The sequence below is a fragment of the Limnohabitans sp. Rim28 genome (genome assembly GCF_000293865.2).
Classification (GTDB): Bacteria; Pseudomonadota; Gammaproteobacteria; order Burkholderiales; family Burkholderiaceae_C; genus Limnohabitans_A.
Genome location: NZ_ALKN02000002.1, coordinates 114,946 through 133,228, shown reverse-complemented (window position 1 = coordinate 133,228; position 18,283 = coordinate 114,946). Strand labels below are relative to the sequence as shown.

Genomic DNA, 18,283 nt, shown 5'->3' with positions numbered 1-18,283 from the left:
CAGTTGAAATGGGTGGATACGCTGTGTTTTCAAGCCCGCAGCCAGGCAAGGATAATCAACCCCATGCATTTCCCCGAACCCCAACGCTGGCGTCTTTCTGTGGCGCCCATGATGGATTGGACCGACCGCCATTGCCGGTTTTTCCACCGCCTGCTGACCCGCCACACCTTGCTTTACACCGAGATGGTGACCACGGGTGCTTTGCGCCACGGCAGCGTGCAGCGGCACCTGCGCTTCAATGCAGAAGAGCACCCCGTGGCCCTGCAACTGGGCGGCAGCGATGCGGCCGATTTGGCCCACGCGGCCAAGCTGGGTCAAGAGTGGGGTTACGACGAGATCAACCTCAACTGTGGTTGCCCGTCGGACCGTGTGCAGCGCGGCGCATTTGGCGCTTGCCTGATGAATGAGCCGCGCACCGTGGGCGACGGCGTAAAAGCCATGCTTGATGTGGTGGACGTGCCGGTGACCGTGAAGCACCGCATCGGCATTGACCGCATCGAGAGCTACGACTTTGTGCGCGACTTTGTGGGCACGGTGAGCGAAGCCGGTTGCAAGGTGTTCATCGTGCACGCCCGAAACGCTTGGCTCGATGGCCTCTCGCCCAAAGAAAACCGCGAAATCCCACCCCTGCGTTACGAACTGGCTTACCAACTCAAAAAAGACTTTCCAGGGCTGCTGATCGTCGTGAATGGCGGCATCAAAACCAACCAAGAGATCTCGCAGCATCTGCAGCACGCCGACGGCGTGATGGTCGGGCGCGAGGCGTATTACAACCCTTGGTTATTGGGCAGCTGGGACGCCACTTTTTACGGCGATGTCTACGAAGCGCCGAGCCGCGAAGCGGTGGAGGAGGCCATGGTGGCCTACATGGAACGCGCCTTTGCCGAAGACGGCTGCCCTTGGTACGCCATTGCCCGTCACATGTTGGGCCTGTACCACGGGCAACGCGGTGGGCGTTTGTGGCGTCAGGTCTGGAGCGACCACAAGCTCAAACCCTTGCCGCCGCGTGAAGTCTGGGCTTTGGCCCGCGCTGCGCTGGCGCGGGGTGCAGTGGTCACCGACTGAGATTCGATGGCAAGATGCTGCCCTCTGCCGATTCACCATTTGAGCCGACCCGATGTACATCCCCGCCCATTTCCTCATCCAAAATCCGCAAGATCTCCACACGATCATCCGGGAACACCCCCTGGGCGCATTGGTCACGCTGGGGCCCGACGGCTTGGACGCCAACCACATTCCCTTTGAGTTTGACCCCAGCCAGGGTGCGCATGGGTTGCTGACGGCGCATGTGGCCCGCGCCAATCCTGTCTGGCAGGAATGCCAGGACGGTGCGGATGTGCTGGTCATCTTTCGCGGCAACGAGAGCTACATCTCGCCCAACTGGTATCCCAGCAAGCATGAAACCCACCGGCAGGTGCCCACCTGGAATTACGAAGTTGTGCATGTCCATGGCCGGCTGACGGTGATGGACGAGGAAAAGTTTGTCCGTGGCGTCGTGGCACGGCTGACCCGTGAACATGAGGCTTCCGAGCCCCGCCCCTGGAAGATGGGCGATTCGCCGCCCGATTACATGGCCCAGATGCTCAAGGCGGTGGTCGGCGTTCAGGTGCAGATCCAACGCATCGAGGGCAAGGCCAAGCTCAGCCAAAACCGTGAGACGCGGGATCGCCTGAACGCCGCCGACACCCTGCTGGCCAAGGGCGCGGAAGGTTTGGGCAAAGCGATGCGGGAGGCGGGCTGATCTGCTGACAGCGACCCAGGGTGTGCAAGCCTGTTGAGGTGGATCGCTTACTGGGCTGCCTGCAGGCCGTTCATGAAGTGGGCCGACATGCGCTCTGCCGCCTGCTCGGCTTGGCGCTCGGTCAAGGCTTGAACGATGGCGCGGTGCTCTGACAGGGACTGCTCAATGCGACCTTCTTTGAACAAGGAGCTGTGGCGGTTGAGTTTCATCACCTTGCGCAAGTCGGCCACCATCTGGTCGCGCCAGCGGTTGTCGGCCAATTCCAGCAGCAACATGTGAAAAGCTTCGTTGATTTCGAAGAAACGGTCGCGGTCATGGGTGGCTTTTTCCAGCTCTTGGTGCAAGGCGCTGATCTGAGCCATCTGCTCGGCGCTGGCGTTTTGCGCCACCACGCGGGCGGCGTCTGATTCCATCAAGGCCAGCAAGTGATAAACATCGCGCAGGTCTTTGTCGCTGACTTCGGTCACATAAGCGCCCCGGCGCACCTTCATGGTCACCAAGCCTTCGGCGGCCAACACCTTGAGGGCTTCGCGCAGCGGGGTGCGGCTGATGCCCAGGGCTTCTGCGATGCGCAACTCGTCGATCCAACTGCCGGGCTCCAGTTCGCGCGCAAAAATTCGCTGCCGCAACAGTTCGGCAACTTCTTCGTACAGGGCGCGGGGGGCGAGGGACAGTGCGGACATGGCTGTGTGGGGTGCGAATCAGAGAACTGGTCTATAAGCGTGGTCGAAAGGTATTTCAGGCGTTTCAGATGCTGAATTGTAAGCCGGTTAAAATATTCTGCATCAATAATTATGAATCACGGTACCTGTAAGCCGGTAGGCAGCCGCAAGCTGCCAAAATCCGGCACAGCCATCTTTGACCCGAAAGCACAGCGCCATGACGTCTAAATCCTTTGAATTCAACGCCTCCAATCTGGAAGCTTGGCAAAAAGCAGCGGTCAAATCCGCCCCCGGTGGCGATGTGAACGCCCTGAACTGGAAGACGCCCGACGGCATTGTCGTCAAGCCCCTGTACACCGCCGAAGACACCGCCAAGCTGCCTTACGCCAATACCTTGCCGGGCTTTGAGCCCTTTTTGCGCGGCCCACAAGCCACCATGTACGCGGTGCGCCCCTGGACCATCCGCCAGTACGCTGGTTTTTCAACGGCCGAAGAATCCAACGCGTTTTACCGCAAGGCGCTGGCTGCAGGCGGGCAGGGTGTGTCGGTCGCGTTTGACTTGGCCACGCACCGGGGCTACGACTCCGACCATCCGCGTGTGACGGGCGACGTCGGCAAGGCCGGCGTGGCGATCGACTCGGTCGAGGACATGAAGATCTTGTTTGACCAAATCCCGCTGGACAAGGTCAGCGTGTCCATGACCATGAACGGTGCGGTATTGCCCGTGCTGGCCGGCTACGTGGTGGCGGCCGAAGAGCAGGGCGTGTCGCAAGACAAGCTGTCGGGAACGATTCAGAACGACATTCTGAAAGAGTTCATGGTGCGCAACACCTACATCTACCCGCCCGAGCCGTCGATGAAGATCATCGGTGACATCATCGAATACACGGCCAAAAACATGCCGAAGTTCAATTCGATCTCGATCTCGGGCTACCACATGCAAGAAGCGGGCGCCAACCAAGCGCTCGAGATGGCCTTCACCCTGGCCGACGGCAAGGAGTATGTGAAGACCGCCATTGCCAAGGGCATGGATGTGGACGAGTTCGCCGGTCGCCTGTCCTTTTTCTGGGCGGTGGGCATGAACTTCTATCTGGAGATCGCCAAGATGCGCGCAGCGCGCCTGCTGTGGTGCCGCATCATGAAGGGCTTCAATGCCCAAAACCCCAAGAGCCTGATGCTGCGCACGCACAGCCAAACGTCTGGCTGGTCGCTCACCGAGCAAGACCCCTACAACAACGTGGTGCGCACCACCATCGAAGCCATGGCGGCGGTGTTTGGCGGTACGCAGTCGCTGCACACCAATTCGTTTGACGAGGCGATCGCCTTGCCCACCGAATTCAGCTCGCGCATCGCCCGCAACACGCAGCTCATCATCCAGGAAGAGACCCACATCACGAACGTGATTGACCCCTGGGCTGGCAGCTACATGATGGAGAGCCTGACCCAAGAGATGGCCGACAAGGCTTGGGCCATCATCGAAGAAGTTGAAGCCATGGGCGGCATGACCAAAGCCGTGGGCAGCGGCTGGGCCAAGCTCAAAATCGAAGCGGCTGCGGCTGAAAAGCAGGCGCGCATCGATTCGGGCAAAGACGTCATCGTGGGCGTGAACAAATACAAGCTGGCCAAGGAAGACCCGATCGAGACCTTGTCGATTGACAACGTCAAAGTGCGTGACGGCCAGATCGAGCGCTTGACCCAGATCCGCGCCACCCGCGACAGCGCCAAGGTGCAAGCCGCGTTGGACGCTTTGAGCGCTTCGGCCGAATCGGGCCAAGGCAATCTGCTGGACTTGTCGATTCGGGCGGTGCGCTTGCGCGCCACGGTGGGTGAAATTTCAGACGCGCTCGAAAAGGCTTTTGGCCGCCACCGGGCCGACACGCAAAAGGTCACAGGCGTTTACGCCGCGGCTTATGACGACGGCGAAAACGTGGGAGACACCATGGAATACTGGAACCAGCTCAAGGCCGACATCGCCGCCTTTGCCGACGCGCAGGGTCGCCGCCCCCGCGTGATGATCTCCAAACTCGGCCAAGATGGCCACGACCGTGGGGCCAAAGTGGTGGCCACTGCGTTTGCCGATCTGGGTTACGACGTGGACATGGGCCCGCTGTTCCAGACCCCCGAAGAGTGCGCTCGCCAGGCGATTGAAAACGACGTGCACGCTGTGGGCGTGAGCACCTTGGCCGCTGGCCACAAAACCTTGGTACCCGCCATCATTGCCGAGCTGAAAAAACAGGGCGCTGACGACATCATCGTGTTCGTGGGCGGTGTGATTCCTCGCCAGGACTACGACATGCTGTACGAAGCGGGCGTCAAAGGCATCTACGGCCCCGGCACCCCGATTCCGGTCAGCGCCAAGGATGTGCTGGAGCAGATCAAAAAGGCCATCGGGTGAACCCTCCGCAGTTGCTCGACGGCTTGTTGCACGGCAACGCTGCCGGGCAGCGCCGTGCCATGGCCAAAGCCATCACGCTGCTCGAATCCACCCGCACCGACCACCGCGCCTTGGCCGACGACTTGCTCACGGCCATGCTGCCGTACACGGGCCATGCATTCCGGCTCGGTATCAGCGGCGTGCCGGGCGTGGGCAAGTCCACCTTCATCGAGGCGCTGGGCTTGTCCCTGATTGGCCAAGGCCACCGTGTGGCGGTGTTGGCAGTCGACCCGTCCAGCACCGTGTCGGGCGGCTCGATTCTGGGCGACAAGACCCGCATGGAATTGCTCAGCGTGCACGAACGCGCCTACATCCGTCCCAGTCCGAGCAGCGGCACATTGGGCGGCGTGGCCGAAAAAACCCGCGAGTCCATGCTGGTCTGCGAAGCGGCAGGCTATGACGTGGTGATCGTCGAGACGGTGGGCGTGGGCCAAAGCGAAACCGCCGTGGCCAACATGACCGACATGTTTGTGCTCATGCAACTGCCCAATGCGGGCGACGATTTGCAGGCCATCAAAAAAGGCGTGATGGAGATCGCCGATCTGGTGGTGATCAACAAGGCCGACATCGACGCCATCGCAGCCACCCGCGCCGAGCTTCAAATCACCAGCGCCTTGCAGCTTCTCGGTATGCACGGCGGCTCAGGCCATGCGCACGCCGATACCACGCAGTGGCACCCCAAAGTGGTGCAGCTCAGTGCTTTGCTGGGTCAGGGCGTCGATGGTTTTTGGGCTGCAGTCAGCGAGTTCCGAGGTCTGCAAACGTCCAACGGGCGTTTGGCCCTGCGCCGTCAACAACAAGCCCTGTCGTGGATGTGGGAGCGCATCGACGCCGGGCTCAAACACAACTTTCGGGCGCAACCGCGTGTGCAAACGTTACTGCCCCAACTCAGCCAACAAGTCGCAGCGGGTCAAGTGGCCGCTTCGACGGCTGCCCGTCAATTGCTCAGCGCCTATGAATCGAAAAGTTGAGGCGCAGGGTTAATTCGTCCATCTTCCTGAAGAAAAGAGAGAGCCACCATGCAAGACATCATTGAACAACTGGAAAAAAAGCGCGCAGCGGCACGCTTGGGCGGCGGGCAAAAGCGCATCGACGCGCAGCACGCCAAAGGCAAGCTCACCGCCCGTGAGCGCATCGAAGTGCTGCTGGACGAAGGCACCTTTGAAGAGTGGGACATGTTCGTCGAGCACCGCTGCACCGACTTTGGCATGCAGGACAACAAGATTCCCGGCGATGGCGTGGTCACCGGCTACGGGATGATCAATGGCCGTTTGGTTTTTGTGTACAGCCAAGACTTCACCGTCTATGGCGGCGCTTTGTCCGAGACACACGCCGAGAAAATTTGCAAAGTCATGGACCAAGCCATGAAGGTCGGCGCGCCTGTGATCGGCTTGAACGACTCGGGTGGTGCGCGTATTCAAGAAGGCGTTGCGTCCTTGGGCGGATATGCCGACGTGTTCCAGCGCAACGTCATGGCCAGTGGCGTGGTGCCGCAGATCAGCATGATCATGGGGCCTTCAGCCGGTGGTGCGGTGTATTCGCCAGCGCTCACCGACTTCATCTTCATGGTCAAAGACACGTCTTACATGTTTGTGACCGGTCCCGAAGTGGTCAAGACCGTGACGCACGAAGAAGTGACGGCCGAAGAGCTGGGCGGCGCCCTGACGCACACCACCAAGAGCGGTGTGGCCGACATGGCGTTCGAGAACGATGTGGAAGCGCTGCTCATGCTGCGCCGCCTGTACAACTACCTGCCGCTCAACAACCGCGAAAAAGCGCCGGTGCGCGCCAGCGGTGACCCATCAGGCCGCATGGACATGAGCCTCGACACCTTGGTGCCCGAGAACCCCAACAAAGCCTATGACATGAAGGAACTCATCGTCAAAACCGTGGACGATGGCGACTTCTTTGAGTTGCAACCCGACTACGCCAAAAACATCCTGATCGGCTTTGCCCGCATGGAAGGTCAAACCGTGGGCATTGTGGCCAACCAGCCGCTGGTTTTGGCCGGCTGCTTGGACATCAAGAGCTCCATCAAGGCTGCCCGTTTTGTGCGTTTTTGCGACGCGTTCAACATCCCCGTGGTCACTTTTGTGGATGTGCCCGGCTTCATGCCTGGCACCTCACAAGAATATGGCGGCATCATCAAGCACGGCGCCAAGTTGCTCTACGCCTATGCCGAATGCACCGTGCCGAAAATCACGGTCATCACCCGCAAAGCCTATGGTGGTGCGTACGACGTGATGGCCTCCAAGCACCTGCGCGGCGATGTCAACTTCGCTTGGCCGAACGCCGAAATCGCGGTCATGGGTGCCAAGGGCGCGGTAGAAATCATCTTCCGTGAAGACAAGGGCGACCCGGAAAAGCTGGCCGCCAAAGAAGCCGAATACAAAGCCCGTTTTGCCAACCCCTTTGTGGCGGGTGCTCGCGGCTTCATCGACGACGTGATTCAACCGCACGAAACACGCAAACGCATCTGCCGTTCCTTGGTGATGCTCAAAGACAAAAAACTCGACAACCCATGGCGCAAGCACGGGAACATTCCGCTGTAAGCCCGAAGGAGAAGAAGAACATGTTTACCAAAATTCTGATTGCCAACCGTGGTGAGATTGCTTGCCGCGTCATCGCCACCGCCCACAAGATGGGCATCCAAACCGTGGCGGTGTACTCCGAAGCCGACAAAGAAGCCCGCCATGTGCAATTGGCCGACGAGGCCGTGTTGATTGGCCCCGCGCCATCGCGCGAGTCTTATCTCGTGGCCGACAAAATCATCGCGGCAGCCAAGGCGACCGGCGCCCAAGCCATTCACCCCGGCTATGGTTTCTTGAGCGAGAACGCCGAGTTCTCCAAGCGCTGCGAGGACGAGGGCATCGCTTTCATTGGCCCACGTCACTTCTCGATTGCCGCCATGGGCGACAAGATCGAGTCCAAAAAACTGGCGGGTGCTGCGGGTGTGAACTGCATTCCCGGCGTGAACGATGCGATTGAAACCGCCGACAAGGCTGTCGAAATCGCCAAAGGCATCGGTTACCCCGTGATGATCAAGGCGTCGGCGGGCGGTGGTGGCAAAGGCCTGCGCGTGGCTTTCAATGACAAGGAAGCCTTCGAAGGCTTCACCTCCTGCCGCAACGAAGCACGCAACAGCTTTGGCGATGACCGCGTGTTCATCGAGAAGTTCGTTGAGGAGCCGCGGCACATCGAAATCCAGGTGCTGGGCGACAGCCACGGCAACGTGGTGTACCTGAACGAGCGCGAGTGCTCGATTCAGCGCCGTCACCAAAAGGTGATCGAGGAAGCCCCGTCGCCTTTCATCTCCGAGGCCACCCGCAAAGCCATGGGCGAGCAGGCGGTGCAACTGGCCAAGGCGGTGAAATACCAGTCGGCCGGCACGGTGGAGTTTGTGGTCGGTAAGGACCAAAGCTTTTATTTCCTGGAGATGAACACCCGCTTGCAGGTCGAGCACCCGGTGACCGAAGCCATCACGGGCCTCGACTTGGTGGAGCAGATGATCCGCGTCGCTGCTGGGGAGAAACTGGCTTTTGGCCAAGCCGATGTGAAGCGAAATGGCTGGTCTATCGAATGCCGAATCAACGCTGAAGACCCGTTCCGCAATTTCCTGCCGTCTACCGGACGTTTGGTGCGTTTCCAGACGCCCACGCAAACCATGTTCCAGGGCAATGTTCAAGACCTGTATGGCGTGCGCGTGGACACCGGTGTGCAAGACGGTGGCGAGATCCCGATGTTTTACGACTCGATGATCGCCAAGCTCATCGTGCACGGCAAAGACCGCAATGAGGCGATTGCCAAGATGCGCGAAGCCTTGAACGGTTTTGTGATTCGCGGCATCAGCTCCAACATCCCGTTCCAAGCGGCCTTGTTGGCGCACCCGCGTTTTGTGTCGGGTGATTTCAACACCGGCTTCATCGCCGAACAGTACAGCCAGGGCTTCCGAGCCGAAGACGTGCCGCATGACGACCACGACTTCTTGGCGGCTTTGGCGGCCTTTGTGCGCCGCAAGTCACGCGAGCGCGCTGCAGGCTTGAGTGGCCAGTTGCCGGGCTACGACGTGCAAGTGGGTCAAGACTATGCCGTGGTGGAGTTGGGCAAAGAGGGCAAGAACCGTTATGTGCCCGTGCATGTCGATGAATTCGTGGGCAAGCACGGTGAAGCACGCATCGCGGTGAATGGCAAAACCTATGCCATTGCCAGCAACTCGCGTTTGAACGATATCCGCATTGTGGGCACTTGCAATGGCAAGCCCTTCACCGCTCAGGTTGAGCGTGGCACTTTGAAAAATCCTTTGGCTTTGCAAGTTCAGCACAACGGTACGCGCATTGAAGCGCTGGTGATGTCGCCTCGCATGGCGGAGTTGCACCAGCTCATGCCTTACAAGGCGCCACCCGATTTGAGCAAATTTGTGTTGTCGCCTATGCCTGGTTTGCTGGTGGACGTCGCGGTGACACCCGGCCAAAAGGTGCAAGCGGGCGAGCGTGTGGCCGTGATCGAAGCCATGAAGATGGAAAACGTTTTGTTTGCCGCTGCCGATGGCGTGGTCAAGAAGGTGGTGGCCGCCAAAGGCGAGTCGCTCACGGTGGACCAGATGATCGTGGAGTTCGAATAAATGGACCGCCCCTTCAAAGTGCTGGGCGTTCAGCAAATCGCCATCGGCGGGCCTGACAAGTCCCGTCTGCAAAAACTCTGGGTGGACATGTTTGGCCTGGAAGTGACCGGCACGTTTAAAAGCGAACGTGAGAACGTGGACGAAGACATTTGCGCCATCGGCACCGGCCCCTTCAAGGTCGAGGTCGATCTGATGCAGCCGCTGGACCCCGAGAAAAAGCCCGCCGTGCACACCACGCCGCTGAACCACATCGGTCTGTGGATCGATGATCTGCCCGTGGCGGTGGCGTGGCTCACGGCGCAAGGCGTGCGCTTTGCACCCGGTGGCATCCGCAAGGGCGCGGCCGGGTTTGACATCACGTTTTTGCACCCCAAGGCCAGCGATGAATTCCCGATTGGCGGTGAGGGCGTGTTGATCGAGTTGGTGCAGGCGCCGCCAGAGGTGGTCCAAGCATTTGCTGCTTTGGCTGCAACGTCGCACTGAAGGAATGAGGCTCAGAGCCTTGGCTCTGATGTCGTCTCCACAAAAGCCCGTCAGGCTCCCGTCTGGCGGGCTTTGGCTTTGGCCAGCGCTGCTTCGATGATGGTCCGCTTGCGGTCCATTTCGGGCGCCTTGTCTGCGCCCTTGGTGTGGGCAGTCAAGTCGGCCAAGGTGTGTTCGGCCTCGGTGATCAGCCGGGCTTGTTGGACGGCCTCTTCTCGCACCAGCCGTTTCTGACGTGATGCATAGCGCGCGCGTGAGGTCTGTGCCGCTGGTGCAGACCAGGCGGCCCAGCCTGTGCGCGTGTCCGTCACGTTCTCCAGCGCAATGCAGTCCACCGGGCACACCGGAATGCACAGCTCGCAGCCTGTGCACCAAGGTTCAATCACCGTGTGCATCAGTTTGTTGGCCCCCAAAATCGCATCGGTTGGGCAGGCCTTGATGCACAGCGTGCAGCCGATGCACCAGGCCTCGTCGATGATGGCCACGTGGCGTGGGCCTTCTGTGCCGTGCTCGGGGTTGAGTGGCAAAACGGGCCGACCTGTGAGCGCAGCCAGACGTTCAATGCCTTCTTGACCGCCCGGCGGACATTGGTTGATGGCCGCCTGTCCTTGGGCCATGGCGCGGGCATAGGCAGCGCAATCCGGATAGCCACAACGTGTGCACTGGGTTTGGGGCAGCGCATCGTTCAGCAATAGAAAAAGCGCCTGGTTCTCAGGCGCTGTTTGGGGCAAAGCGGGCATGAAGCTTATGCTTTTTTGCCGGGCTGAACCCAGGCTGTTTTGACCGACGCTTTAGGCTTGGTGACCGCCACCGCTTTCACGGGCGCTTTGGGTTTGGCGACAGGCTTGGCGACGGTTTTTGGCGCGGCCTTTGCGAGGGTCTTTTTTGCGGTCTTTGCTGCAGTTTTGACGACGGCCTTGGGCTGAACGATCGCAGGCGCTTTGGGGGCCGTTTTGGGCACATGGTTCAAGATGAACTTGACCAGTTGTGGGTAAACCATGTCGCGCCAGCGGCGGCCACTGAAGATCCCGTAGTGACCCGCGCCTTCAACTTCCAAGTGCTGGCGCTCACTGGCGGGCACACCACTGCACAGGTCTTGGGCTGCACGGGTTTGCCCAGAGCCAGAAATGTCGTCCAGCTCGCCTTCGACCGTCATCAGCGCAGTGCCCCGGATGTCTTGTGGGCGAACACGCTCGACCTTGCCGTCTACGCCTTTGACGTCCCAAGTGCCGTTGACCAGTTTGAAGTCCTGAAACACCGTCTGGATGGTTTCCAGGTAGTAATCGGCGTCCATGTCCAAAACGGCGTTGTACTCGTCGTAGAACTTGCGGTGGGCTTCGGCGCTGGCGTCGTCACCCTTGATCAGGTCTTTGAAGAAGTCATAGTGGCTGTTGGCGTGGCGGTCGGGGTTCATGGCCACAAAGCCGGTGTACTGCAAAAAGCCCGGGTACACACGGCGACCTGCACCTGGGAAGTTGGCCGGAACACGGTAAATCACGTTGTTCTCAAACCACTCAAAACTCTTGTTGGTGGCCAGGTTGTTGACCGAGGTGGGTGACTTGCGCGCGTCGATGGGGCCGCCCATCATGGTCATGGTCAGCGGGGTCTTCTCGCCACGGCTGGCCATCAGGGACACGGCGGCCAACACCGGCACCGTAGGCTGACAAACGCTGACCACATGGCAATGGCCATAGGTGGCTTGCAGGTGGCGAATGAACTCTTGCACGTAGTTGATGTAGTCGTCCAAGTGGAACTCACCATCCGACAAAGGCACCAAGCGGGCATTTTTCCAGTCGGTGATGTAGACCTTGTGGTCTTGCAGCATGGTTTTGACGGTGTCGCGCAGCAAGGTGGCGTAGTGGCCCGACAAGGGGGCCACGATCAACACGACCGGCTGGCTTTTGAGCAGGGTCAAGGTGGCTGGATCGTCGGAAAAGCGCTTGAAACGGCGCAACTCGCAAAAAGGCTTGTCGATCTCAATGCGCTCGTGGATGGCCACGTCGACCCGATTGACCTTCACGGTCTTGATGCCAAATTCGGGCTTTTCATAGTCTTTGCCCAGGCGGTGCATCAGGGCGTAACCCGCCGACACACGTTGGGCCAAAGGCGTTTGCGCCATGGGGTTCAAGGGGTTGCTGTACAGCTTGGCCGCTGCTTGTGCCAGATCGGAAAAAGGTTCCATGATCGAGCGTTGCGTTTCGAAGATCTGGTAAAGCATTTGACAGTTTTCCTTGCAACAAAATGATGCGGTGCAGCAATACTACAGGAGACCCTGGGGTATTTTTTGAGTTCGCACCCTAATCAACAGTCACATCCCGGACCGACCAAAAAGAAACCGCCCCGTCTGGGGCGGTCTCAAGCTGAAAGTCAGACTTGATGGGCGTCAACTCAGACCACTTTGGCGATGGCCGCGCAGACGTAATCGATGTTTTTGCTGTTGAGCGCTGCCACGCACATGCGGCCGGTATCGGTGCCGTAAACCCCGAACTCACTGCGCAGGCGCACCATTTGGTCTTTGGTCAGGCCCGAATAGCTGAACATGCCAATCTGGGTGGTGATGAAACTCATGTCCTGCTGAACACCAGCGGCTTTGAGGCTGTCCACCAGTTTTTGGCGCATGGCCTTGATGCGCACACGCATTTCGGCCAGTTCGCTTTCCCACTGGGCGCGCAGCTCAGGGTTGTTCAACACAGCCGCCACCACCGCGCCACCGTGGATGGGTGGGTTGGAGTAGTTGGTGCGGATCGCGATTTTGAGCTGGCTCAGCACGCGCGAGGCTTCTTCTTTGTCGTTGGCCACCACCGACAGGGCGCCCACGCGCTCGCCGTACAGGCTGAAGCTCTTAGAAAAAGAGGTGGATACAAAAATGTTGAGGCCTGCGGCCACGAATTGGCCGATCACCGCACCATCTTCGGCGATGCCATGGCCAAAGCCTTGGTAGGCCATGTCCAGGAAGGCCGTCAGACCTTTGGCCTTGACCACGGCAATCACTTGTTGCCATTGGGCGGCGGTGATGTCGTAGCCGGTCGGGTTGTGGCAGCAGGCGTGCAGCACCACGATGGTGCCGGGGGCTGCCGCGTTGAGGCTGGCCAGCATGCCCTCGAAGTTGACGCCCCGTTTTTCGGCGTCGTAGTAGGCATAGGTATCGACTTCAAAACCGGCATTCACAAAGATGGCGCGGTGGTTTTCCCAGCTGGGGTCGGAAATCAGCACTTTGGCTTGGGGGCTGACCTTCTTCAGGAAGTCGGCGCCGATCTTCAGCCCACCTGTGCCGCCGATGGCCTGCACGGTGGAGACGCGGCCAGACTTCACCACATCGGAGTCAGCACCAAACACCAGCGCCTTGACGGCGTTGTCATAGGCCACGATGCCGTCGATCGGCAAGTAACCACGGGCTGACGGGGTGGCCATCATGGTTTTTTCAGCCGCCTGCACACATTGAAGCAGGGGCAGTTTGCCGTTGTCGTCGAAGTACACGCCGACGCCCAAGTTCACCTTGTTGGGGTTGGTGTCGGCATTGAATTGTTCGTTCAGACCCAGGATGGGGTCGCGGGGGGCCATTTCGACGGCGGAAAACAAAGACATGGGGTGTTCCATTGAAAAAAACAAGCATCGGTACCCAACCGGGATCAGCGGCGGCGCCAGGGTGTTTTGCAGCGCGGACACTATTTTATGCCTTGCCGAGCCTCACTGATACAGCTTGTGAAAGCGGACGGTCAGAACGCCGCCCTTGTGCATGTCGCTGCGCAAAATCCAGCTTTTGCTGGTGGGATCAACGCTCAGCTGGTGCTCGGGCTTTTGGGCGATGGGGGTCCATTGCCGGTTTTTGTCCACGCACCAGTTCTGAGAAAGACCCAGGCCGGCCGTGGCCACAAGGCCTCCGCCGCCGCCGATGCCCCCGCCGCCACTGAAAACCCCTAGGCTGGTGACAACACCATAGGTGCCTACCCCGACAACGACGCCGACCAATGCACCCCCCAAACTGGCGGTTTCCACCAGCCCCATCGAGTAGTGGCACCAGCTGTCCTCTATCATTTTTCGCTGGCCACGGGTGTTGGCTTCAAGGACCAAGGGCATGCCCCACTGGCCGGGATCGAGGCCTGTGTTCACATGAAACCCGGAGGTGGTTTTCCACTCATCGGAGTCTGTTGGGATGTTGAATGCTGTTTTTGTAGGCCGTGTCGCGGCTTCGGGTGAGGTCACAGTCCAGCTGAACTTCATCCCAAGGTCGTCATGATCGGCCTTGATCATGACGTCAATGTAGTCCTCCCAATTCGCAGCGCCTTTGCCGCGGCTGTGCAACCATTTGCCGTTGTCGCAGATCAGCATGGCTTTGGCTGCACGGTCAAATGCAATGCCATCCAGTTTGCCGTTGATGCCCTCCTTTGGGTTGATCTCTTCTGCCTTTCTGTCGGTCGCACACGAGGTGCCCAGCACCTTGTAGGGAATGGCCAGCTTGTCGCCGAAGTCGCCTTCTGCAGATTCCAGGCGGGCCACATCGTGCAGATTTTTCTTGTTGAAATTCCAGTGGTCGGTCGGCCACAAAGAGCCATCGCGGCGCGTGAACTGCAAAAAGCCCGAAGCGCCGAAGCCGTTCATCATCGCCACCATGTTGAACATGCCTCGGTCCTTGCTTGGATCTTTGTCTTGATCAGTTCCTTGATCCTTGCCTTGATCTGTGCGGCTGCGAATCGGGTTTCTCAATTGCCAAGAGGCCCGATGGCCATAGAGCTCACCCGGGAGCGGGGTGGCGCTGGTGGTCATGGCCGCGTCTGCGCCGGCCTTGACCATCACCTCACCCATCAAATGGGCATGCTGCGCGGCATGTCCGGCATTGAGTCCGAAATAGGGTTGGGTGTTGAAAACCAGTGAGCGCAAGTCCTGGTTGGTGTCAGCGCAGGGCGGCAGATTGTCTGGCAAGGGGATGCGCGGCGCGCCCACGCAGGCATGGTCGATCAGGAAGGCAAAGCGGTAGCGTTCAAATTCGCGTTGGGCGTTGTAGACGGTGTTGTGGTGCGGAAACGGCGGGATGTCCGAGGTTTCCTTGCTCAGGATGCCCAGACCGACAAGTTCTGCCAGCGTCGGTTGCAGCGCATTGGCGAGCTTGAAGCCAAGCGCGTTGGGGATCTGTGCCAGCTGATCGTCCAGCTGCGGCAGTGTCAGGCTGCAAGCTTGTGTCGGGGGGGATTGCGTGGGTGCGCTGCCTTCCCGCAAGGCCAGGATGCTGCATTGCGCTGGCAGATTGCGCAGCTCATAGTAGTAGACCGTCATGTAGGTTCCGATCGCTGCGTTGAGCTTTTTGTACTGCTGCGCGAGGATATGGGCCTGATCGATCAGCGCCTGCTTTCTGTAGTACTGCAGGCTGAGCACGATGGCGGTCGTGGCCAGTGCCACCACAATGCTCATTTCGAACAGCGTAAACCCCCGGTTGTTCGGCGCAGCGTTGGCGCAACGGGGTTTGGAGATGCGGGATTCGTGGGGGTTTTGGTTGGAATTCATGGTTGATTTCAGACGCCCGATTCAGCGCCCGACCGATTGGCTTGTGCTTTCCCGCAGCGAATTTTCAAGCGAGAACGCGGTGGAGAAAAACCCGATCATCATGATGGCCAGCAGCACCCCACAGATGCCCAGAAGCACCATGTTGAGCACCCTGGCCGAACGCTCCAGATCTCTGACCGTCAGGTCGACCGAACTGTTGCCAATGCGCACAAAGGCAGCCACCGGGTCTGAACGTTCGGAGGCGTCCTGCACGCGGTCTTCCAGATTGGGCGAGAGCAGCCCGGTTTGGAAAGCCGTGCCAAAGGCCCGTGAGTCGCCTTTGGCCAAACGCTTGAGAATCCATTGCAGGTGCCAGCGCATCCACGGATTGCTGTAACGCAGGGCGCGTTCCAGTGAAGCATGCAAGGAGACCTGGGCTTGCATCAAAGACGACAGTGCCAGGATCAGGATGGCCCCCTGGTAATCCCTGTAAATCGAATAAGGCACGCGCGTGTCTGCACGCACACGTGAGGGTCCCGACCAGTTGGGCAATGACCACAAGAAAGCGGCGATGGCGCCCAGCACGACCACCAGGGCCAACAACCCAAAGTGCTCGATGAACTGGGTGAGGGCATACAAGACCTGGCCCATGGGGGGCCAGTTTTGCGGCGGTATGAGTTCGACCAGGACCGGAACTGCAAATTTCGAAAAACCGACCAACATCAGCGAAAAAACAATCAGCAACAGCACCGGGTAGGTGACGGCCTTGCGCACGGCGTCCTGCATGCGTTCTGTTTTGTCCACGGTTTCAGACAAGAACGCCAGGCCTCTGGCCATGCTTTCATCGCCGCCGGTCTGGACGGCATCCAGCACAATCCTTTCCATGGAACTGGCCACACCTTCCAGTGCATCGGCCAGCGAGCCCTGTTGGATCGAACGCGCCATGTGCAGGTAAACCACGGCCATATGGGGCGCGCGACGTCTGGCACGCGACTCGTATTTGCGGAAGGTTGAAAACAGTGGCACCCGATCTGCCAAGGTGCTGGCAAGGTCGAAATAAAAAGCACTCCGCTCTCGCCGGAGGCTGCGGCGTGCAGACCACAGGCGAAGTGAGTCGATCAGGGACAGGCCGAGCGTGTTCATGGCACATCACACCTCAGGCGCGTATTCGGGCGGCCTGCCTGAACAGGCTGGGTCGACCAAAGATTTTTTCAAAATAGAACGGGTCGATGAGTCCTCTGGACATGTCATAAAGCACATGTCCCCAAGCCTCCTTGCCCAAGGTGTCGGCATCGTCAAATCGGGCGGTGCGTTGGCTGCGCCAGTGGTTTCTGGCTTCAATGTCCTTGCCTGCCGACAGCAGTTGCAGCAGGGGCTCATCGGGAACAATCACCTCTGCCCCCACTTTGACCCCTTTGACGCCGGCGCGCAGACTGCCGTTGTAGTCCAGACCCTTGACCCGGCACAGGGGGCAGCCGCCATCGCTGGCACACATCAGGGCGTCCATGTTCAGATCGAAAAATTCTGCATAGGGTGCCAGTTCGGCGGGCTTCATGACCTGTGTGGCGGGTCGGCTGCAGGCCGGGCAGTTTTTGGGGACCAGGACCTGGTAGACCAGCGCAGAAATGAATTCGGGTCCGCACAGGGTGTCCCGGGGCAGGGCAATGGCCTGCGAGTTCAGGCGAGAGACGATGCCCAGCGCAGACGTGGCATGGACAGTGGAGAAGATCTTGTGTCCGGTCTGGATCGCTGCTTGCACAATTTGTGCTGAAACATTGTCCCTGACTTCACCCACCATGCCGACATCGGGGTCCATGCGCAGAAATGCCAGCATGGCACCCAAAAAAGGATTTTTGCCCGTGTCGCTGTTGGACTGCCTTTGAATCGAAAAGTGCGAAACCCCCGGGACCACATACTCCACAGGATCTTCGATGGAGATGACCTTGCGAATGCCCTCCGTGGCAATCGCGCGAAGCATGGCGTTGAGCGTCGTGGTTTTACCTGAGCCTGTGACGCCCGAAACAAAGACGCCACCATTGGCTGAACCACTGGCCAGTTCCAGCAACTCCACCTGTTGTGGGGTATAGCCCAGTTTGTCCAGCGTCATCAATTCGGATTTCGTGCTGACGGATGTTTTGAGGATCCTGAGGGTGACATCGACGCCGCTCACCACCGGATGACTTTGGTAGCGCAAATTGATGTTCTCTGCGTCAAAGGTCAAAGGGATCATGCAGGCCTGTGCAGCCTGTGCATTGAAGGCCACCTCGGAGCGCGAGCGCTCTTCGGCAAGGACGGTGAAACTGGCGGACAAGCCGTCGAGCACGACGTTGCTGGGGATGCTCATGACGTGCCGCATGACGCCATCGTGGCGCACGCGGATGCGCGTGCTGCTGTCCCGTACTTCGAAATGGATGTCGCTGGCCCCCATTTCGTGGCAGGTGGCGATCATTTTCTTGAACCACGACAGGGGCCCGGACTCGTTCACCAGACTCGATTTGACACGCGCATCCTCGGCCTGGTCTTTTTTGGCTTGTTGTCCTTGCGCATGAATGCCCAGGGCCAGCATTTCCAGCACATCGGGTTCGGCCGTCAGGCAGTCAGCGTAGGTGAAGCCGGCCTTTTGGATGAGCGCAAATTTGTGAAACCACAAGGGGCCATGCAAGGCGGCTGGCGTCGAGATCAGAAATACTTCTTTGGCCGCATTGGCAATGCAAACGGTTTCTGGCGCGGTCGAGGTGGGCGCGCCGCCTGGATACTCTGTCTCCAGCGATGTCAGCACTTCGCTGTGCTCAGGGACATCGGACAAGCGCCAAAGGTGCCGGACCTGATCGCTGTTGGAAAGCTTGTCGAGATCATTCATGGGC

14 protein-coding genes are annotated in these 18,283 nt (G+C 59.4%); 7 read left to right on the top strand and 7 right to left on the bottom strand.

What is annotated here, in order from left to right; all coding sequences use genetic code 11:
- The first annotated feature begins 63 nt into the window (after window positions 1–63).
- Window positions 64–1,065: a tRNA dihydrouridine(20/20a) synthase DusA gene (dusA, locus tag B472_RS03165; protein ID WP_019425299.1), complete on the top strand. Its 1,002-nt coding sequence runs from the start codon at window positions 64–66 to the stop codon at window positions 1,063–1,065.
- 52 nt (window positions 1,066–1,117) lie between these two features.
- Window positions 1,118–1,741 carry an FMN-binding negative transcriptional regulator gene (locus B472_RS03160; protein WP_019425298.1) on the top strand — a complete coding sequence of 208 codons (624 nt, stop codon included), beginning with the start codon at window positions 1,118–1,120 and terminating at the stop codon, window positions 1,739–1,741.
- 47 nt (window positions 1,742–1,788) lie between these two features.
- Here B472_RS03160 and B472_RS03155 read toward each other — a convergent pair whose 3' ends face one another.
- Window positions 1,789–2,424, bottom strand: a complete 636-nt coding sequence (locus B472_RS03155) for a GntR family transcriptional regulator (RefSeq protein WP_019425297.1) — start codon at window positions 2,422–2,424, stop codon at window positions 1,789–1,791.
- A gap of 196 nt (window positions 2,425–2,620) precedes the next feature.
- On the opposite strand from B472_RS03155, the gene scpA reads away from it, so the two are divergent.
- Genes scpA through B472_RS03130 form a run of 5 tightly spaced genes read left to right on the top strand, consistent with a single transcriptional unit; the run spans window position 2,621 to window position 9,941 of the window.
- Entirely contained in the window at window positions 2,621–4,798 is a 2,178-nt protein-coding gene (gene scpA / locus B472_RS03150; RefSeq protein ID WP_019425296.1) for a methylmalonyl-CoA mutase, read from the top strand.
- Window positions 4,795–5,808: a methylmalonyl Co-A mutase-associated GTPase MeaB gene (gene meaB / locus B472_RS03145; protein ID WP_019425295.1), complete on the top strand. Its 1,014-nt coding sequence runs from the start codon at window positions 4,795–4,797 to the stop codon at window positions 5,806–5,808. The genes scpA and meaB overlap by 4 nt, the downstream gene beginning before the upstream one ends.
- 48 nt (window positions 5,809–5,856) lie before the next feature.
- Entirely contained in the window at window positions 5,857–7,389 is a 1,533-nt protein-coding gene (locus tag B472_RS03140) for an acyl-CoA carboxylase subunit beta (protein WP_019425294.1), read from the top strand.
- A 20-nt stretch (window positions 7,390–7,409) separates the two neighbouring features.
- Entirely contained in the window at window positions 7,410–9,458 is a 2,049-nt protein-coding gene (locus B472_RS03135) for an acetyl/propionyl/methylcrotonyl-CoA carboxylase subunit alpha (protein ID WP_019425293.1), read from the top strand.
- A complete protein-coding gene (locus B472_RS03130; protein ID WP_019425292.1) occupies window positions 9,459–9,941 on the top strand; it encodes a VOC family protein in 483 nt (160 codons plus the stop codon).
- 50 nt (window positions 9,942–9,991) lie between these two features.
- Here B472_RS03130 and rsxB read toward each other — a convergent pair whose 3' ends face one another.
- The 6 genes from rsxB to B472_RS03100 form a co-directional block, all read right to left on the bottom strand.
- Window positions 9,992–10,681, bottom strand: coding sequence for an electron transport complex subunit RsxB (gene rsxB / locus B472_RS03125; protein ID WP_019425291.1), 690 nt, complete (start codon window positions 10,679–10,681; stop codon window positions 9,992–9,994).
- A gap of 5 nt (window positions 10,682–10,686) precedes the next feature.
- Window positions 10,687–12,159: a polyhydroxyalkanoate depolymerase gene (locus B472_RS03120; protein WP_019425290.1), complete on the bottom strand. Its 1,473-nt coding sequence runs from the start codon at window positions 12,157–12,159 to the stop codon at window positions 10,687–10,689.
- 170 nt (window positions 12,160–12,329) lie between these two features.
- Complete coding sequence (locus B472_RS03115) at window positions 12,330–13,526, bottom strand: amino acid aminotransferase (RefSeq protein WP_026039188.1); 1,197 nt, start codon at window positions 13,524–13,526, stop codon at window positions 12,330–12,332.
- A 102-nt stretch (window positions 13,527–13,628) separates the two neighbouring features.
- Window positions 13,629–15,440, bottom strand: a complete 1,812-nt coding sequence (locus tag B472_RS03110; RefSeq protein WP_019425288.1) for a hypothetical protein — start codon at window positions 15,438–15,440, stop codon at window positions 13,629–13,631.
- A gap of 21 nt (window positions 15,441–15,461) precedes the next feature.
- Window positions 15,462–16,562: a type II secretion system F family protein gene (locus B472_RS03105; RefSeq protein WP_019425287.1), complete on the bottom strand. Its 1,101-nt coding sequence runs from the start codon at window positions 16,560–16,562 to the stop codon at window positions 15,462–15,464.
- A 13-nt stretch (window positions 16,563–16,575) separates the two neighbouring features.
- Window positions 16,576–18,279, bottom strand: coding sequence for a GspE/PulE family protein (locus tag B472_RS03100; protein WP_026039187.1), 1,704 nt, complete (start codon window positions 18,277–18,279; stop codon window positions 16,576–16,578).
- Window positions 18,280–18,283: the final 4 nt, after the last annotated feature.